This is a genomic window from Candidatus Hydrogenedentota bacterium (assembly GCA_016791475.1).
GTDB lineage: Bacteria > Hydrogenedentota > Hydrogenedentia > Hydrogenedentales > JAEUWI01 > JAEUWI01.
The window spans coordinates 25,526-42,562 of the sequence record JAEUWI010000042.1 but is presented as its reverse complement, the minus strand read 5'-3'; the positions used below and the strand labels follow the sequence as shown (position 1 = coordinate 42,562).

Here is a 17,037-nt window from a genome sequence, read left to right as displayed (position 1 = left end):
CGAATTGCGAGTGTATCGCGCGCGCCTCAGAAGTGCTTCCCATACTTCTCCTTCTTGATGCGTTTGACGAGCTTACCGAAGTTGCGGTCCTTCTTGCGCTTCTCCGCGGCCGATGCTTCATAGTGCGCGGCTTCCCGGCGAATCTTTTCGTAGTTCTCCAGTTTTTCCGGGTCCAGTTCCCCGGATTCCAGTGCCGCGACGACGGCGCAGCCGGGTTCGTCGCCGTGGCTGCAGTCGCTGAATCGGCAGTTCTCCGCGAGGGCGACAATGTCGGCGAATGTCCGGTCGAGTCCTCCTTCGCCGTCCGCCAGCCCCAATTCCCGCATGCCCGGTGTGTCGATGAGAATGCCGCCGGATGGAACCAGAAAAAGGGCGCGGTGGGTCGTCGTGTGCTTGCCCCGCTGATTCCAATCGCTCAGTTCCTGGGTATCCAACAATTCCTCTCCGAGGAGCCCGTTGATCAGCGTGGACTTGCCCACGCCGGAAGAACCGAGCACACAATAGGTCTTGCCGTCTTCCAGAAAGGTCCTGAGCGCTTCCAGTCCGCCGGCTTCCATGCTGCTGGTGTGGAGTACCCGCTGGCCGGGGTGTCTCGACTCGATTCTTGCGGTTTGGGCCTCCACTTCTTCCGGCGCCATCAAGTCGCACTTGCTCAAGACCACCACAGGCTCGATGCCGCCGCCGTGCGCAGCAGCCAGATAGCGCTCCAGACGGTTCAGGTTAAAGTCGCGTTCGACAGCCTGGACAATAAGGGCTACATCGATGTTTGCGCCGATGACTTGCCGGGTCGACTGATGGGCCGCGGCGCGCCGACAGAGCGCGGTCTTTCGCGGCAGGAGCTGGTGGACCACCGCCGTGCCATCATCGAAAACTGCGATGGCCACCCAATCCCCCACGGTGGGGAAATCGGAGCGCTCGTCGAGTGAAAACCGCAGTTTTCCGGATATTTCGGCTTTGTGGAGGCCCTGCGCGCTGCGCACGAGGTATTTTTCCAGGTGAGCCTCGACCACCCGACCGGGTTCAAGATGGGCCCAGCCGTGTTCTTCCATGGCCGTCTGGAAGCAGGGCAGGAAGCCCAGAGACGCCAGTGATTCTTCCACTTCTCGATCTCCCGAAGGGGTGAGGTTGAATGCATGTTCCCCCCTGATTGTATCCGGATATGCGCATCCGGTTTGCGTTTCGCACGGGGATTGGCGTAGAAGAGGGCTAAACAGGGCACTCAACCAGTGAGAGGCATCATGGGGCGATCAATTATTTGCTCATGCGGGCAGCGAAACAACATCGATGGATTCGGATTCGGCGAGGTACCCTGTTGCCTCGCCTGCGGTCAGCCCCTTCGCTCCGGCGGTGGTGACTACAAGGCCGAAGAGTTCAGCCCCGTGGTCGGAGGTCTCCCCGGGGACAATGGAGGGGAGTTCAGCACGACCCACGCCTTTGAAAGTCCCTCGGGTGTTGCGGAGGAAGCGTCGCCCCCGCCTGTTCAGCGCGCATGGGAGGGGCGAGTGCGCGAGGCGGTCCGCACCCCGGACGCCGAGGCGCGCTGCGCCCGGTGTCAGCGCGAGTTTCGCGGAGACTGGGACATGCACCGTCACCCGGACGGGGTGGTGTGCCATATCTGCCACACCCAGGCGGAGAAGGATTATATAAAGCCGGAAGACTGGCTCCGGCGCGAACTCTATCGGCCCGCGCCCCCGCGCAAAATGCACCAGCAGCCCCACCCCGAGGCGGAAGAGAAAGAGAGAAGAAAGCGCAAGGAAATCATCACCCTCTCCGTCGTCGCCGCGGTCGCGCTTGTCGCCATCAACGTGCTTCCGGTGGAGCGGTGGATGGCCACACTCTTTATGTCCGATATGGAGAAGGCGGCCGATCTGCCCACGGCGTGGCACTGGGTAGTCCGGGGGGTAAATATTGCCGTCAGCACCCTGGGCCAGGGGATAACGCTCTACGCCGCACTGGCATGGTCCCGCCTGGCCTACGAGGGGGGAATCGAGGAGAACTGGCCGACGGTCGCCTACCTCGCGGTTGTGTTCACCATTCTCAATGAACTGGTCACGCTTGCCGCAACCTACTTCATGGTGTTTATGATGCTCTACCGCATTCTGGTGGGGCTCGCGGCGACGATTGCGCTGATGATAAAACTGATGATGATTGCGGAGCGCTATCCGCTGCGCCTCGAAAGCGCCATCAGCTTCTGTCTTTCCTGGTTGCTTTGTTCATTGCTGCTCTGGCCCTGCACGTTTGTGATTCACCGCCTGGTGCAGGGTATCGTCGCGGCCATAGCGCTTTAGGGGCGCCAAAGGAGGGGAAGGATGCGTCGAACGGGTGCCGCACACGGGCTGGTCCTTCTCTGTTACTTCACGTTCTACCTCGTGTCCCCGCGCCAGGTCGGGGCGGCGGACCATCCCGATAGGGACCTTGCCTGGTGCGCGGAAGACCGCTATTTACCGCCAAACTTTGAAGGGTTCTTTCCCGATAGCGCTCAGGGCGCCGCGGAATTGGCGGCGCTCTGGGCCGCTCCGAATCGGGATGAAGCGGATAAATCGCGCGTCTTCGCAACGGTTCGTCAGGGCTTTCGCCACTACAGGGGAGATCGCGCCGAGCTTCTCCGTTGGCTGGGTCGCCGCTTTGTGGAAGGTCAATCCACGCAGGACGGGAACGCGGTGGAGATCATGTACCACGCGCTGGACATCGACCAGGAACAGGCGGGGGCTGCGGAGGCCAGAAGCGCCGCCCTTCGGTTTGGCGTGTCCGTCGTGCGACCCCTGCCGCCCAACGTGCTCCGGGCGCTGGCGGCGCTCAGTCTCGCATCCGAAGATGGCGACGAACTCAGCCGGGTGGTATGGGCCATTGCCGATCAACGCAGCGAGGCGCTGGCCATACTTGACGATTACACCGCGCACGGGGGCGATGTCGACCGTGAGAAGCTGGCGATCATTCGGAAGCTCTGGAACCGGGAACTCAAGGCGCAGGACTGGGTCCGCGATCGCAACCGGGCCCGCGCTCTCGATAAATTCGGCGACAGGCTCCCAGAAATACTCAGGGAATTGGACTCGGGCACGTCGGATGGGCGCAACGCAGCACTCGAATTCGTTCAGCGCAATGACGTTCTTCCAATCCTTCCCGAGAGCGTGCTGGCCGCTTTCTCACGGTGCGCTTCCGATTCGGACCCTCGTGTCCGGGCGCTCGCGGCCCGCCTGATTGGTGAACGGTGGGTTCTGGCGGCGACCCACATGCACCCCCGGGCGGTGGATACCCTGTTAAAGCTGAGCCGCGACGAGGCGGCGCTGGTCCGGCATAATGCGATCTACTACGGACTGGCCGCCGTGTCCCCCAAGGATGAGGAAGTGATTATCCGGCTCCTCGAAGTGGCGTCGACCGAATCCGATACCGCGCTGTACGAGCGGATAAAGTGGGGCCTGCGAGCAAGTCGGCCTCAGGTCAGGGCGTTGCTGAACGCATGGCGCACGTCGAGCGAACCGTCGCGTGTGGCGTTGAGCGCCCGGCTCTACCACGACCTGGCGGGCTAGTCCAGGGCAGGCGGCAGAAATTTGACACTTATGCGGCCGATACTGCTACTATCCGTTAGGATCGTGGAGGGAGCGACGCCGGGAAGATTTGGGACTCCCCGGTGCGTGTGATTGGGAATTCGCGGAAAATCGGGATATGTTGTGTTTGGCCAATTTTGGATCTACATGATATAGTACTCCCATGGGACAGGGCTTCGGGGTGACTTCCCCCAGGGAACCCTGCGATTTGAATGACTTTACAGTGAATGTGGCGTCGACCTCCTACGGGTAAAGATGACGAACACGGATGTAAAACAGAGGATTAGCTCTTTACAGCAACTACCTGTGCTGCCCCACCTGGCACGGGAGATTCTGCTGTCTCTGGATGCCGGTTCCGTTCATTGGGAAGAGCTTGCGGCGATTGCCGCGTTCGATGATGAGATGTCGATGGCCCTGCGCGCCGCGTCCATCAGTGAAAACCATGCGAGTGCCCACGCACCGCTCGAAGATCACATGCTCGGTCTTGGCATCGCCCGCGTTGCGGAAGTGGTCTTCGCCCAGATCGCGCCCAACCTCTTCGACGAACCCCGCAGTCACGGGATCGATCTCAAGGGGTTCTGGACCCACGCCTTCACGACCGCCCGCTATGCGCGCAATATCGCCCGGAAGATAAACAGCCGCTACGAGGCCCTGGCCTATGTGGCGGGCCTGCTGCATGACATCGGGAAGCCGGCCCTTGATCGCGTCGTGGTGCGCGGTTACACACGGGCGCTTGAGCTTGTTCGCCAGCAGGGGCTCTATGCGCTGGAAGCGGAGCGAAGAGAGCTCGGCGCCGACCATACCGTGGCGGGAAAATGGCTCGCCGAAGGTTGGGGATTGCCCTCGACCCTGGTCGCCGCGATCTGGCTTCACCACCATCCGCCCGGAACCCTCGACAATACCCCCTATCCCGTGCAACTGATCGAGATTGTGGCGCTGGCCAATTTTCTCGCCCATGGCGACGAATTGGAAGCGCCCCCGCAGGAGCGCATGGCCGCGATGGACGAGCAGCGCTGGATGCGCCTTGGCCTTGAGCGCGTCGATGTAATCGAGATGCTGCGCAGTTCCTCCGAGGAGCGGCTTGATGCGCCCGTACGCCCCGCGCCTCGGGGCGAGAGTGCGTCGCGCTCCGATGTGCGCGAAGACGTGGGCCGCCTGCGACAGGAACGGGAATACTACGAGGCGCTCTGCAACCTCTATGAGCGCCTGGAACCCGGCCTCTCCACTACCGGCCAGCTCACGCTTCTCATCGACGCGTTGCGACAGGCTTTCGCCATTCCCGCGGGCTTGTGCTACCTGACGGAAGAGCGTTCGGGAGCCCAGGTCGTCTTGCGCTGGCACAGCCTGGCGGAAACCCCGGAGGTGGTGCCACTACGCGAAGAGAACGGTGGCCTGGCGGCGGCCTCCCTCGACGAACTCATATCCGCCCTGGGCGGTCCCCGCGATGCGAGCGGGCGTGCGCCGGCCTCGGCGGTCCACCGCCATGGCTTCATGGCGCTGCCCCTGTTCCACAGCAACCGAAGCGTGGGCCAGCTCATTTTCCAAAGCGGTCAGGGCGGTCCCGTGCTCTCGGAGAACTTCCTCAATTCGCTGATGCGGTTCATGCGGGCCGCCGGCACGGCCCTTGCCCGTTGCAACGCCGTACGCGGCGCCAACGAGGAAGCGGAATCCCTCGCCGCGGCGGTTTGGAAGCAGGAACTGACCCACCGCCACGATCGCAAGACCGAGCGCCTGATTAGCGTCGGCAAAATGGCCGCGGGTGCGGCCCACGAAATCAACAATCCCCTGGCCGTCATATCCGGCAAGGCGCAGTTGCTCCTGGGCAGCGCGCAGCGCCCGGAGGACCAGCGTGCCCTTGAGGTCATTATCGAGCATAGCCAGCGCGCCAGCGGCATTCTGCGCGATCTCCTCCAGTTTGCCCGGCCCAACCCGCCCCAGCTTACCCCCAGCCGCGTCAGCCAGTTGCTGCAGGCCACGGTTGATCGCGTGCGGAAGCGCCTGGAAGACGAAGGCATCCAACTGGTCGAAGACTACGCGCCCGATCTGCCCGCGGTCCAGCTTGACCGCGTACAGATGGAGCAGGTGTTTCAGAACATCCTGAAGAATGCTGAGCAGGCCATGGCCCGCCAGGGCGACAAGCTTACGATCCGCGTGCGGCCCAATCAGGACCGCACCGCCGTGATCATTCAATTCATCGACACGGGCCAGGGTATTCCAGCCGATGTGATGGACAAGGTGTTCGAGCCCTTCTTCACGACCCACAGCGGCAATGAAGGCACGGGGATGGGCCTGGCCGTCTGTCACGGGATCGTGGACGCTCACCGTGGCACCATCACGCTGCACAGTCAGGAAGGCTCTGGCACGACCTGCACCTTGACGCTGCCCGTGGCGTCGGAACGGACAACGCCCGTTGCGACCGCGGACGATGGCCTCCGTGGCAATTCCTCGGGGATTGCGCAGCATCCTTTGGTCGAGCAAGGCGTAGAGCCCCGGCGCGCTCAGCCTCGCCTCGCCCCCGAAGTGGAAGCCGCCCTTCAAGCCCGCAATGAAAATATGCGTCAGGAGCCTTCTCCCCAACCCGCCTCGACGTTTCCGGCGGAGCCCGCTACGCCGCCCGCTTCCCGGGTCGCTCTGGACAGCAAGGGCAGCCTCTTGCTTGTGGACAGTGATTCTGAATTGCGAGAAGTCCTGGCCGAAGCACTGCGCAGCCGGGGCTACCGGGTGCGTACGGCCTCGGATGGACTCGAAGCCCTCGCGGAGGTCATTGCCCACCGGGTCGATCTCGTGATGCTCGACGGCAACGTCCCCGGGGTCAACGCGCCCCAGGCGCTGGTCGACGAGATTCAGAAACGCCGCCCGGAAATTCCCGTCATCCTGCTCGTCGGTGCCGCAGCCAACGTGGAAGACGTGGCCGGCTATGGCGGCGCCACCCGCCAGGTGCTCCGCAAGCCCTTTGAAGTCGCCCACCTCTTCCGCACGATTGAAGAGTCGATCGCGTCCAGAAACGTCGCTTGAACACGGCGCCCTGGAAAGGCGGAACCGGCTCCACAGGGGTAACATGTCTGAACGCGTGCCTGCGTCAGGAGTTCGGGTGATTTGCTAGACTTCGCGACGATGCTCATGCTACTATGCGGGCAGTTACGCGCCCGTAGCTCAGCTGGATAGAGCGCTTGCCTCCGGAGCAAGAGGCCACAGGTTCGAATCCTGTCGGGCGCGCCATTTTTTTGATTGTTTCGGCCCGCGTGCTAATTTTGGCGCGCGGGCTTTTTCGCTCTTGGGGTCAGACGGGGCTTCAGTCGTCGCCATCGTCCTCGCCGATGCTGACGTCGCGCAGGATTTTTTTGACGCCCGCTTTCTTGAAGATTTGTTCGAGGGCCTCCACGGTCAATTCTTCGGGCTTTTTCAGCTTCAGGACCCATCGGCCTTTGTTGCCTTTGGTCTTGTCCCTGGCGATGGTGGCCTTGAGTCGCTTGGCGAGGAGCCCTTCGATTTCCTGCCGGGCGTCTTCCGCGAGCTCTTCTTTGAGCTTGAAGGTGATCATCTTTTTTTCCATTGCTGGGTCTTCCTTCCGGTGCTGAATCCCGAGTGCCGAGTTCGGGTGATCTGCTTCTTGCAGTGGACCCCTCGCACTGCGCCGCGCAGGGTTTCCGTCGTGGCTTCCTGGCCGCGTCAGGGGGCGTCGGCGCAGACGTCTTCGAGTGAATCCCCGTTGAAGGTCCAAACGAGCTGGTCGCCTTCGTGGACGCAGGTAAAGGTGGCGGTGGCGAAGCGCAGGAGGGCGCCGGTCTCGCTGAGTTCTATCGCGCCGCTGTTGTTCAGGTCGAAGGTGTCCAGGTCGAACTGGGAGAATTCGGGGAATCCCGACTGTACTTCCGTAAGGCTCAGGGCGTCGTTGTTGTCCACATCGAGGTCATTGAAGTTCGCGTTGAGGGCGGGGCGGATGTCGTTGGGGGTGTTCTGTTTCACGCGCAACTGCAATTGTCCGCCCACAAGCAGGGTCCAGGCGACGCCGTCGGGGCTGGTTTCGCGATCCGGGGCGGTCAGGACGATCTCGACGCCGGTCCCGTTGGGCACTGGGCCCGCGAGTATGTTGTCGCTCGGAAGGCTGTCATCGGGGCCGATCATGCGGATGTTGGTAATGTTGAACTGGGAGAACTGGTTCTGGATGGTCAGCGTGGTTTCACTGCCGCCGATAGGATCGGCGGGGCAGCCCGAAAGGGTCAGGAAGATGAACAGGGCACCCGCGGTGGCGATGGCGGTCCGAAAGACCGGGTGAAAACGTGCAGTCATGTCGTTCATCCTTCTGGATTGAGGCTGGGGTGTAGACGTGCCATAACCATTGTAGAGGTCGGACCGCGTCGTGGGCTACTTTTTGGGGGGGAGCGTCTCGGTGCTTTTCTGCAGAGGACCGTTGAAAGAAAAACGGGGCTGCCGCGCGTTGCGGGCAGCCCCGGAGCGGGTTGGTCCAGGAACTTAGTGCTTGTTCAGCGAAACGCCGAGCGAGGCCAGTTTGTCCTCAATCATTTTGAGGATTTCGTTCTTGCGCTTGTCGGTGTCGGCTTCCACGCGAACGACCAGCTTGGGGCTGGTGTTGGAGGCGCGGAGAAGGCCCCAGCCGTCTTTGAACTCGATGCGGGCACCGTCGATGGTGACGACATCGAGCCCGAGATCTTTCTGGAAGTAATCCCGGGCCTTCGCGATCACGTCGAATTTGATCGCGTCAGCACAGTCATATTCCAGTTCGGGCGTGATGGGGCGAACGGGAATATTTTTGAAGTGGCTGCTGAGGGGCTTGCGGCCGCCGGCCAGAATTTCGAGAAGCCGTGCGCCGGAGTAGATGGCGTCGTCGAAACCGTACCAGCGGTGCTTGAAGAAGATGTGCCCGCTCATTTCACCGGCGAGCTGGGCGTGGAATTCCTTCAGCGCGGCCTTGAGGTGGGAATGGCCGGTACGCCACATGACGGCTTTGCCGCCGCACTTTTCGATGTGGGCGTACATGCTACGGCTGCACTTTACCTCGCCGATGATGGTGGAGCCGGGCTTGTCCTTGAGAATCTGCTCCGCGAATACGGAGACGAGGCGGTCGCCCCAGAGGGGATTGCCCAGTTCATCGCAGCCGCCCAGACGGTCCACGTCGCCGTCAAAGGCGATGCCCAAATCGGCGCCGTGCTTTTTCACGGCCTTGATGATGTCCTGGAGGTTCGCTTCCTTCGTGGGGTCGGCATGGTGGTTGGGGAAGTTGCCATCGACTTCGCAGAAGAGCGGGATAACCTCGCAGCCGAGTTTTTCATAAAGCGGCACGGCGACCACGCCGCCCACGCCGTTGGCCGCATCGACCACGACCTTCAGCTTGCGCTTGAGAGTGATACCTTTCGTAATCCGGGCAATATACTTAGGCACCAGATCCATACGGGTTATGGTGGTGGTCTTGTTTACCACGGGGAACACGCCGGCCTCGGCGATCTTGCGGAGTTTCTGGATCTCCGCGCCGTAGATGGTGGTCTTTCCTACGCCGACCTTGAGTCCGTTGTATTCTTTCGGGTTGTGGCTTGCCGTGAGCATGAGGCCGCCATCCACCTTGAGGGTGTTGAGGGCGAAGTAGAGCACGGGGCTGGGCACCTGGCCGATGTCGATTACATTGAAGCCGCAGGCGGTGAGGCCGTCGATCAATGCGGCGGCATACTCCTTGCCGGTGAGGCGTCCGTCGCGACCGACGACGACGGTATTGTACTGGCGCTTTCCGCGCATGTAGGCGGCATAGGCCTTGCCCAGCGTTTCATAGGTGCTCGCGTCGAGGTCTTTCCCGGCGATACCCCGGATGTCGTATTCTCGAAAAATTTCAGGATTCAGCTTCATGTAGGTTCCACTCCGCGGTTGTGGATTTGGCGTGATGATACGCGAGATAATAAAGGAACGGGGCTCGTGCTTTCCAGAATCCATATTTTTCTTTAAGAATCCATACCAGGGATTGCACGGATGACACGGATAACAAGGATTTGGCTTCAATGCGACGTGGTAATACTCTTCTTTGCGGTAAGGTGGGTCCGTGAATTCTCATGCTTATGAGGCCGATCTGCAGGCCATTCGGGACGATCGCCGGTGGCGTTTTCTACGTGAATGGCAGGGTGCGGGCGGGGTGTTTCAGCATGATGGCCGCCGCTATCTTAATTTCTCGTCAAATGACTACCTGGATCTCGCGAATCACCCGGCGCTAAAGGCTTTGGTGCGGGAGGTTCTCGAAAATACTGCCTGTGGCGCCACGGCTTCGCGCCTGATGTCCGGGAATCTTAGCATTCACGAGGCGCTGGAGGCGGCTATTACGAAGTTTTGCGGCCAGGAGTCGACGCTGGTGTTTCCCAGCGGCTACCAGACGAATGTGGGCGTGCTCTCGGCGCTGGCGGGCCGAGGCGATACAATTTTTTCGGACGCATTGAACCACGCGAGTATCATCGATGGGGCGCGACTTTCCCGCGCGGACATACAGGTCTATCGGCACAACGATACCAGCCATCTTGCGGAGTTGCTCGCCGCCGCGCCGTCCACGGGGGGTAAGATAATCGTGACGGATTCGGTGTTCAGTATGGATGGCGATCTCGCGCCGGTGACCGAACTGTCGGCGCTGGCTCGAGAATACGAGGCCGTGTTTGTGGTGGATGAAGCCCATGCAATCGGCATCTGGGGCGAAGGTGGTGGTGTGTGCAAAGGGCTGGAGATTAAGCCCGATCTAATCACGGGGACACTGGGGAAGTCGCTTGGCTCCGGCGGTGCTTTCGCGGCGGGCGGCGCGGTGTTTCGCGACCTGCTGGTCAATAAGGCGCGGAGCTTCATCTACAGCACGGGCCTGACGCCCATGAACGCGGCGGCGGGTCTCGCGGCGGTGAAATTGATCGAGGCCGAGCCAACGATGGGTGAGGCATTGCTGGCGCGATCCGCTTTTTTCCAGGAGCAGCTTGCTGCGCGCGACGTGCCCATCGTGCGCAGCACGACCCAGATCGTTCCCATCATGGTGGGGGACAACCAGCGCGCGGTGGATCTTTCCGAGGCGCTGTTGGCGGAGGGATTGATCGTGACGGCGATTCGCCCGCCCACGGTGCCCGAGGGCACGGCGCGGCTGCGATTTTCGGTGACACTGGGTCATGGAGAAGAAGTGCTGTGTGAAGCGGCGGAGCTGGTGGCGCGGGTGTTGGTGGGGGATGGTAAAGTTGCCCATGACGCTTCGCTTCACTCATAAAGGACAAGACATTGCCTGGGCTCACCCCACTTACCCCCCGCAAGCGCGGGGGACCAAGAGGTTCACTATGGAGAGTAGGGTTCCCCCCGCTTGCTGGGGGCCAGGGGGGTAAGACCCGGATTCGCAAAGACCAACTCTACGTTCTAGTTCTGCCGCTGGATAACTTTCCGACCAACACATGAACATGATAACCACAGGAGCGTGCAACGTGCGCAATGGACTTTTCATAGCAGGCACCAACACGGGCGTCGGCAAGACACTGGTGACGGCGGGTATTATGCGCCATCTCCGAAAGCAGGGCCTCGACGTGGTATCCATGAAGCCCGTGCAGACGGGCGGGCTTCCCGGGGCCGAAGGATTGTCGGCACCCGACTTGGATTTTCATCTCGCGATTTCGGGCTTGAGCATCACGTCGGAAGAGCGCGCGCTGATGAGCCCTTACGTCTACGAGCCCGCGTGCTCGCCGCATCTGGCGGGCCGACTGGGCAATCACTACGTGAATCTGGACCACTGCCAGTCCTGCGGCGAGCATCTGGCCGCCGCGCACCAGGGCGTGCTTATCGAAGGGGCCGGTGGACTCATGGTCCCGCTCAACGAAGAAGAGACTCAGTTGGGACTTGTCATCCAGTTCGGCGCGCCCGTGCTTCTCGTGGCCCACATCGGCCTGGGCACCATCAGCCATTGCCTGCTGACCCTCGAAACGCTGCGCGAGGCCGAGGTGCCGATTGCGGGGGTGATCTTCAACGCCACGGCCCCCGGCGAAGGCGAAGACTTTATCGGGCGCGACAATCCCGAAGCCGTGGCGCAGTTTGGCGCGGTGGAGGTGCTGGGGAACGTGCCGTGGCTGGGCGATGTGGAGGGCGATGCGGCCTGGGAGCGCTTTGATGCCAGCGTGCCGGGGCTCGCGAAGATCGCTTCGTATTTCTCGCCGGAGTAGAGCCGCCACGGCGACGAAAGTTGCACCTTAGAATCGTAATTCAGTCGGGACAGTACATGAACCTTTCAGAACTCAAGACTCTTGACCACCGCCATTCCTGGCATCCCTACACGGACGCCGTTACCTATGAAGCCGCCCCCTATACGTGCATCGAGCGGGCAGAGGGTGTTTATCTCCATACGGCGGATGGCCGCAAGCTTTATGACGGGATTGCGTCGTGGTGGGCCGTGGCGCTGGGGCATAGTCACCCGAAGGTCGTCGCGGCGATTCAGGCGCAGGCGGCGGTGTTGCAGCACCACGTGTTTGCCATGCAGGCCAATGCCCCGGCGGTGCAACTCGCCGCGCGGCTGGCGGAAATCGCCCCGGGCGATCTGAACCGCTGCTATTTCGCGGCAGACGGATCGAGTGCGGTGGAGGCGGCGTTGAAGATGGCTGCGCAATACTGGATCTATCAAGGCAAGCCGAAGAAGACGCGCTTTGTGGGCTTGCGGGACGCATACCATGGTGACACCATCGGCGCGATGGGCGTGGGCTTCACGTCGTGGTTTCAAGCGCCCTATGGCGCGCTGGTGACACAAGCCCTGATCGCGCCCACGCCTTTTGCGCCGTGCGACACCGGCGATCCCGAGGAAGAGCGCGCCGCGGACGAAGCCTTCGCCGAGATGGAGCGGATGGTTCTCGCCCATCACGAAGAATTGGCGGCGGTGGTTGTCGAGCCGCTCTGCCTGGGTTCTGCGGGTATTCGCATTTATCCTGCGAGCTACCTGCGCAAACTTCGCGCGCTCTGCGATGCGCGCGACGTGCTGCTCATCGCCGATGAGGTGGCCGTGGGCTTCGGGCGCACGGGCAAGATGTTTGCGTGCGAGGTCGCCGGTATTGTTCCCGACATTATGTGTCTCGGCAAGGCCCTCACGGCGGGACACCTGCCCATGAGCGCGGCCATCGCCACCGACCGGATCTTCAACGCGTTTCGTCGTCCCGACGAGACGCCACGGGTGTTTTACGATGGTCACACCTTCTGCGGCAATCCCACTACCTCGGCAGCGGCGCTGGCCGCGTTGGATGTGATGGAGGAACTGAATCTCGTTGAGCATTGCGCGCCGCGCTATGCCCAACTCGCCGAGGGCATGAAGCGTATCGGGAATTTGCCCTCCGTGGCCTACCAGAAGAGCCTGGGCTTGATCGGCATGTGTGCGATTTCGGAAAAGGCGGGTGGCGCGGTGCGGGCGCGGGCTATCGTGGCGCGGGCGAGTGAACTGGGGCTCTATATTCGGCCCCTGGGCGAAGTGCTGTACCTGTGGCCGCCGCTCACGGCCACGGAGGAGGAATTGGGAGCGATGATAGGGATATTGGCGCGGGCAATTGGCGAGGGTTGACGGGGAAATCGGACGGATCGGACGGATCTGATCGATTTGCCCGATCGGTCTGATTGGCCTGATTGCCAAGAGGCACCCGCGCACCACTTTGTGCTATGCTATCGGCTCATTTGATCGATATTTTCCCCACCTGGAGTTCTTATATCCCATGGCTGAATCGGCAAGCCCCTTTGGCGCGCTTCGTTACGACTGGACCGAAGCGGAACTGGACGCGATCTACAATCTTCCCCTGACGGAGCTGGTCTATCAGGCCCAGTCTGTTCATCGTCAGTATCACGATCCGAATAAGGTGCAGCAGTGCACCCTTTTGAGCATCAAGACTGGGGCCTGCCCCGAAGATTGCTCCTACTGTCCGCAAAGCGCCCATCACAACACGGGTCTGGACAAAGAGCCGCTCATCGACGTGGAAGGGGCGCTGGAAGCCGCCCGTGCCGCCAGGGAAAATGGTTCGACCCGTTTTTGCATGGGGGCGGCCTGGCGCGAAGTGCGCGATGGAGAGCAGTTTGACCGGGTGCTCGAAATGGTCCGGGGCGTCAAGGCGCTGGGCATGGAGGCCTGCTGCACGCTGGGCATGGTGAACGAAGATCAAGCCCGTCGCCTTGCCGAGGCCGGCCTGGATGCCTACAACCACAACCTCGATTCCGGCCCTGATTTTTACAAAGAGATCATCTCGACCCGCACCTATGACGACCGGTTGAACACAATTCAGAATATTCGCAAGGCGGGCGTTACGGTGTGCTCCGGCGGCATCGTGGGCATGGGGGAGACGGTGAAAGATCGCATCGCAATGCTGGCGGTACTCGCCGGGCACAATCCCCATCCCGAAAGTGTGCCGATTAATGCGCTCGTCGCTGTTGAGGGCACGCCGCTGGCCGATCAGGCCCCCGTGGACCCGCTCGTCATGGTGCGCATGATTGCCACGGCGCGTATTGCCATGCCGGGTGCGATGGTGCGCCTCAGCGCGGGCCGCACGTCCATGAGTGACGAGACCCAGGCGCTTTGCTTCCTGGCAGGCGCGAATTCCATCTTCGCGGGCGAGAAGCTGCTGACCACGCCGAATCCGGGCGAAGACCGGGACAAGGCGCTGTTCAACAAGCTGGGTCTGGAGCCGCTGGAGCTGGAGCGGGTTTAGGGCGCTCCATCACCCCAGTCCGTAGTGGCTGTTTTCCTTCACGACCTGATCGTCATCCGTGATAGGAAAGGCTCCGGGGTACTTTACAAAAGCTACGTGCCCGTCCATGTAAAGCACATTGCAGCCGCCCGGCAGGTGGTTGAAATTCACCGTGCCGTTGCTGTTGTCCGTGAATTCTTCACTGCCGTAGGCATCCCATAAGATCGGCAGGGTGCTCTCCGCCCGGGCGCTCGCGCCCGCATTGTTGATGTCGGTAATCAGGAAACGCTCGATCCCCTCCCGTAGTCGCAGCAGCGCGCTTCCGCCGGCGGAACCCTGAGCCAGCGGCGCGGCCGGCACCCAGGGCGGCCAGGGGGCGCTCCCTGCCAGCGGCAGGTCGCCCTCGTAATCCTTCAGGTGAACATTGCCCAGTCCGAGTATCGCCGTCGTTCCCACTATGGCATTGGTGGCCGCAGCGCCCCAGAGGCCGTAGAACTCCGCGTTATTGCTGATCAGGTAGCCCTTGTAGATGTACGATCGGCCCAGTTCCCCGGTGGCGTAGTAGTCGTACGACACCTTGTCACCCGCGGCCTGCGCCGCCGCCTTCCACGAGTCGAATGTGCCGCCATCCGCGGGCACCCGGGCGGCTACACTCAGCCAGCCGGGATCGCCTCCGCTGTCTGAGGGGCAGTGGGCCGTTCCTGTGTCGTTCAGGTACTCCGGGAAGATGGTGGATGCCGCTGGCGCGCTCCAGAGCGGGCTCGAGCGGGTATCGGCCCGCACACTTCCATAGGGGGAGAGAGGGGGGAATTTCCCTTTTGATTCCGAGGCATACATCTTGAAGACCAGCCCGAATTGCTTCAGGTTGTTCTGGCAACTCGCCCGTCGGGCGGCTTCGCGGGCACGGGCGAGCGCGGGCAGCAGAATGGCCGCAAGGATTCCGATGATGGCGATGACCACCAGTAGTTCGATCAGGGTGAACCCCATGCGTTTCATGAACATGTTTCTATCCGCATCCGTAATGGCGACGGAAGCGATACGCCGGTCGCACGGGAACATTATGGGGGATCCTCTGGTCAGGTTCAATTAGAGAAAAAGAAGCGGCGCGCCTGGACCGCGATGGCTCCGGGTGCGCCGCGTGGAATCAATTGGCAATCAGCGCCGAGGTGTTTCCTGCAGGGCGATGTAGTCCTCCACGTGGTGGCGTACAATTTCGCCCTCGGCCATGTAGATCACATCCTCCGCCACGTTGGTGGCCAGATCGGCGATGCGCTCCAGGTGACGGCTCACGCTCAGCAGGTGGATGAGGGACTCGAGATCTTCTGGATTCTTCCGGATCGCATCCTGGACGCGCAGGTAGACTTTGCGGTTCATCGCATCCACCTCATCGTCGCTCTTGCAGACCTGCCGGGCGAGGGCGGTGTCCGTGCGGACCAGCGCATCCAGGCTCTTGGCGAGCATGGCCTGGGTTTTCTCGCCCATGAGCCGGAAATCAAAGGCAATTTCGACCGGCTTCTGCGTGGCCAGGAAGAGGGCGCGCTCGGCAATATTTACGGCCAGATCGCCGACCCGCTCCAGGTCGTTGTTGATCTTCAGCGCGGCAACGATCAGGCGCAGGTCGGTGGCGACGGGTTGATAGAGGGCGAGCATCTTCAGACACTCCTCCTCCACATCCACCTCCATGTTGTCGATTTCATCGTCATTGTCGATCGCGCGGGCGGCCATGGCCGAATCACGCTGTTCGATGGCGTTTACCGCCAGGCGGACATTCTCTTCCACGCGCGTGCCGAGGAGGAGGATTTTCTGGTTCAGGGTGTCAATGGCACGCTGGATGTGAATGGGCATGGTGTGTGATCAACTCCTCGCCTGGCGGCGCCAGGGTTCAAGGCTCTTTATGGCCGGGTGCGGCCGCGTACTGTTTCGCCGGGCTCACCCGAAGCGACCGGTGATATAGTCTTCGGTCTGCTTCTTGTCCGGCGAGAGGAAAATCTTGTTGGTTGCGCCATATTCGATCAGGACGCCCTCATACATGAAGCCGGTTCGATCGGAGATGCGGGAGGCCTGCTGCATGTTGTGGGTGACAATTACGATGGTGTAGTCACCGCGCAACTCATCGATCAGGTCTTCAATGCGCGCCGTGGACTTGGGATCCAGCGCGGAGGTCGGCTCGTCCATCAGCAGGATGTCCGGTCCGACCGCCAGCGCGCGGGCAATGCAAAGACGTTGCTGCTGCCCGCCCGAGAGGGTCATGGCGCTGGCGTGGAGCCGGTCCTTCACCTCGTCCCAGAGTGCGGCGCGGATAAGGCTCTGCTCCACGATGGGGTCCAGGTCGCGCTGCTTGTTCGTGCCGTGAATTCGCGGGCCATAGGCCACATTCTCATAGATGGTCTTCGGAAATGGATTCGGCTTCTGGAACACCATGCCCACGTGCTTGCGCAGTTCGTCGACATAGAGGCCCTTCCGGTAGATGTCCTCGCCGTTGATCAGGATCTGCCCTTCAACCCGCGTTCCCTGGATAATATCGTTCATGCGGTTAAAGTTCCGCAGCAAGGTCGATTTGCCACAGCCGGACGGTCCGATCAACGCGGTAACCTGATTCTCCGGAATATTCATGTTGATGTTGGAGAGGGCCTTCGTCTCGCCGTAGAAGAAGCTCAGATTCCGAATCTCGATCTTGGTGTGATCGGAGGCCGGCGCTTCCCGCTCCCGGACCGTGGCCAGGGGCCGAACGGCGGGCGTGGTTTCGGTCGACGGGGAATTGGTAGCTTCCATGGGTTTCGTTCCTGATGGGTTCATTTCGGCTATAGTACTACCAGTCATGGGATTACTCCAAACGC

The 17,037-nt window shown here is 61.6% G+C and carries 14 protein-coding genes, 1 tRNA gene and 1 pseudogene; 8 read left to right on the top strand and 8 right to left on the bottom strand.

Annotated features, from left to right (window positions below; translation table 11 throughout):
* Nucleotides 1-26: 26 nt before the first annotated feature.
* On the bottom strand, nucleotides 27-1,100 hold the full coding sequence (rsgA, locus tag JNK74_20015; protein ID MBL7648471.1) for a ribosome small subunit-dependent GTPase A: 1,074 nt from the start codon (nucleotides 1,098-1,100) through the stop codon (nucleotides 27-29).
* 138 nt (nucleotides 1,101-1,238) lie between these two features.
* Here rsgA and JNK74_20010 point away from each other — a divergent pair, with 138 nt between their 5' ends.
* The 4 genes from JNK74_20010 (at nucleotide 1,239) to JNK74_19995 (ending at nucleotide 6,764) form a co-directional block, all read left to right on the top strand.
* A complete protein-coding gene (locus JNK74_20010) occupies nucleotides 1,239-2,288 on the top strand; it encodes a hypothetical protein (protein MBL7648470.1) in 1,050 nt (349 codons plus the stop codon).
* A gap of 21 nt (nucleotides 2,289-2,309) precedes the next feature.
* A complete protein-coding gene (locus JNK74_20005; protein MBL7648469.1) occupies nucleotides 2,310-3,527 on the top strand; it encodes a HEAT repeat domain-containing protein in 1,218 nt (405 codons plus the stop codon).
* Between the two features lie 324 nt (nucleotides 3,528-3,851).
* Complete coding sequence (locus tag JNK74_20000; GenBank protein ID MBL7648468.1) at nucleotides 3,852-6,560, top strand: HDOD domain-containing protein; 2,709 nt, start codon at nucleotides 3,852-3,854, stop codon at nucleotides 6,558-6,560.
* A 127-nt stretch (nucleotides 6,561-6,687) separates the two neighbouring features.
* Nucleotides 6,688-6,764, top strand: a tRNA-Arg gene (locus tag JNK74_19995).
* Between the two features lie 73 nt (nucleotides 6,765-6,837).
* Here the strand turns inward: JNK74_19995 and JNK74_19990 are convergent.
* The 3 genes from JNK74_19990 to JNK74_19980 form a co-directional block, all read right to left on the bottom strand.
* A complete protein-coding gene (locus JNK74_19990) occupies nucleotides 6,838-7,098 on the bottom strand; it encodes a hypothetical protein (protein ID MBL7648467.1) in 261 nt (86 codons plus the stop codon).
* 116 nt (nucleotides 7,099-7,214) lie between these two features.
* Nucleotides 7,215-7,835: a hypothetical protein gene (locus tag JNK74_19985; GenBank protein MBL7648466.1), complete on the bottom strand. Its 621-nt coding sequence runs from the start codon at nucleotides 7,833-7,835 to the stop codon at nucleotides 7,215-7,217.
* Nucleotides 7,836-8,018: 183 nt separating this feature from the next.
* A complete protein-coding gene (locus JNK74_19980; GenBank protein MBL7648465.1) occupies nucleotides 8,019-9,401 on the bottom strand; it encodes a phosphomannomutase/phosphoglucomutase in 1,383 nt (460 codons plus the stop codon).
* 190 nt (nucleotides 9,402-9,591) lie between these two features.
* On the opposite strand from JNK74_19980, the gene JNK74_19975 reads away from it, so the two are divergent.
* From JNK74_19975 to bioB, 4 genes are all read left to right on the top strand, one after another.
* Entirely contained in the window at nucleotides 9,592-10,776 is a 1,185-nt protein-coding gene (locus JNK74_19975; GenBank protein ID MBL7648464.1) for an 8-amino-7-oxononanoate synthase, read from the top strand.
* Between the two features lie 208 nt (nucleotides 10,777-10,984).
* Nucleotides 10,985-11,713, top strand: coding sequence for a dethiobiotin synthase (bioD, locus tag JNK74_19970; protein ID MBL7648463.1), 729 nt, complete (start codon nucleotides 10,985-10,987; stop codon nucleotides 11,711-11,713).
* A gap of 56 nt (nucleotides 11,714-11,769) precedes the next feature.
* Nucleotides 11,770-13,089: an adenosylmethionine--8-amino-7-oxononanoate transaminase gene (gene bioA / locus JNK74_19965; GenBank protein MBL7648462.1), complete on the top strand. Its 1,320-nt coding sequence runs from the start codon at nucleotides 11,770-11,772 to the stop codon at nucleotides 13,087-13,089.
* 148 nt (nucleotides 13,090-13,237) lie between these two features.
* Nucleotides 13,238-14,221, top strand: a complete 984-nt coding sequence (gene bioB / locus JNK74_19960) for a biotin synthase BioB (protein ID MBL7648461.1) — start codon at nucleotides 13,238-13,240, stop codon at nucleotides 14,219-14,221.
* Nucleotides 14,222-14,230: 9 nt separating this feature from the next.
* Here bioB and JNK74_19955 read toward each other — a convergent pair whose 3' ends face one another.
* The 4 genes and pseudogenes from JNK74_19955 to pstB all read right to left on the bottom strand — a co-directional run bounded on the left by JNK74_19955 (nucleotide 14,231) and on the right by pstB (nucleotide 16,972).
* Nucleotides 14,231-14,983, bottom strand: a complete 753-nt coding sequence (locus JNK74_19955; GenBank protein ID MBL7648460.1) for a hypothetical protein — start codon at nucleotides 14,981-14,983, stop codon at nucleotides 14,231-14,233.
* 15 nt (nucleotides 14,984-14,998) lie between these two features.
* Nucleotides 14,999-15,196, bottom strand: a pseudogene (locus JNK74_19950) (DUF1559 domain-containing protein).
* Between the two features lie 159 nt (nucleotides 15,197-15,355).
* Nucleotides 15,356-16,045, bottom strand: coding sequence for a phosphate signaling complex protein PhoU (gene phoU, locus JNK74_19945; protein MBL7648459.1), 690 nt, complete (start codon nucleotides 16,043-16,045; stop codon nucleotides 15,356-15,358).
* Nucleotides 16,046-16,129: 84 nt separating this feature from the next.
* Nucleotides 16,130-16,972 carry a phosphate ABC transporter ATP-binding protein gene (gene pstB, locus JNK74_19940; GenBank protein MBL7648458.1) on the bottom strand — a complete coding sequence of 281 codons (843 nt, stop codon included), beginning with the start codon at nucleotides 16,970-16,972 and terminating at the stop codon, nucleotides 16,130-16,132.
* Nucleotides 16,973-17,037 lie beyond the last annotated feature (65 nt).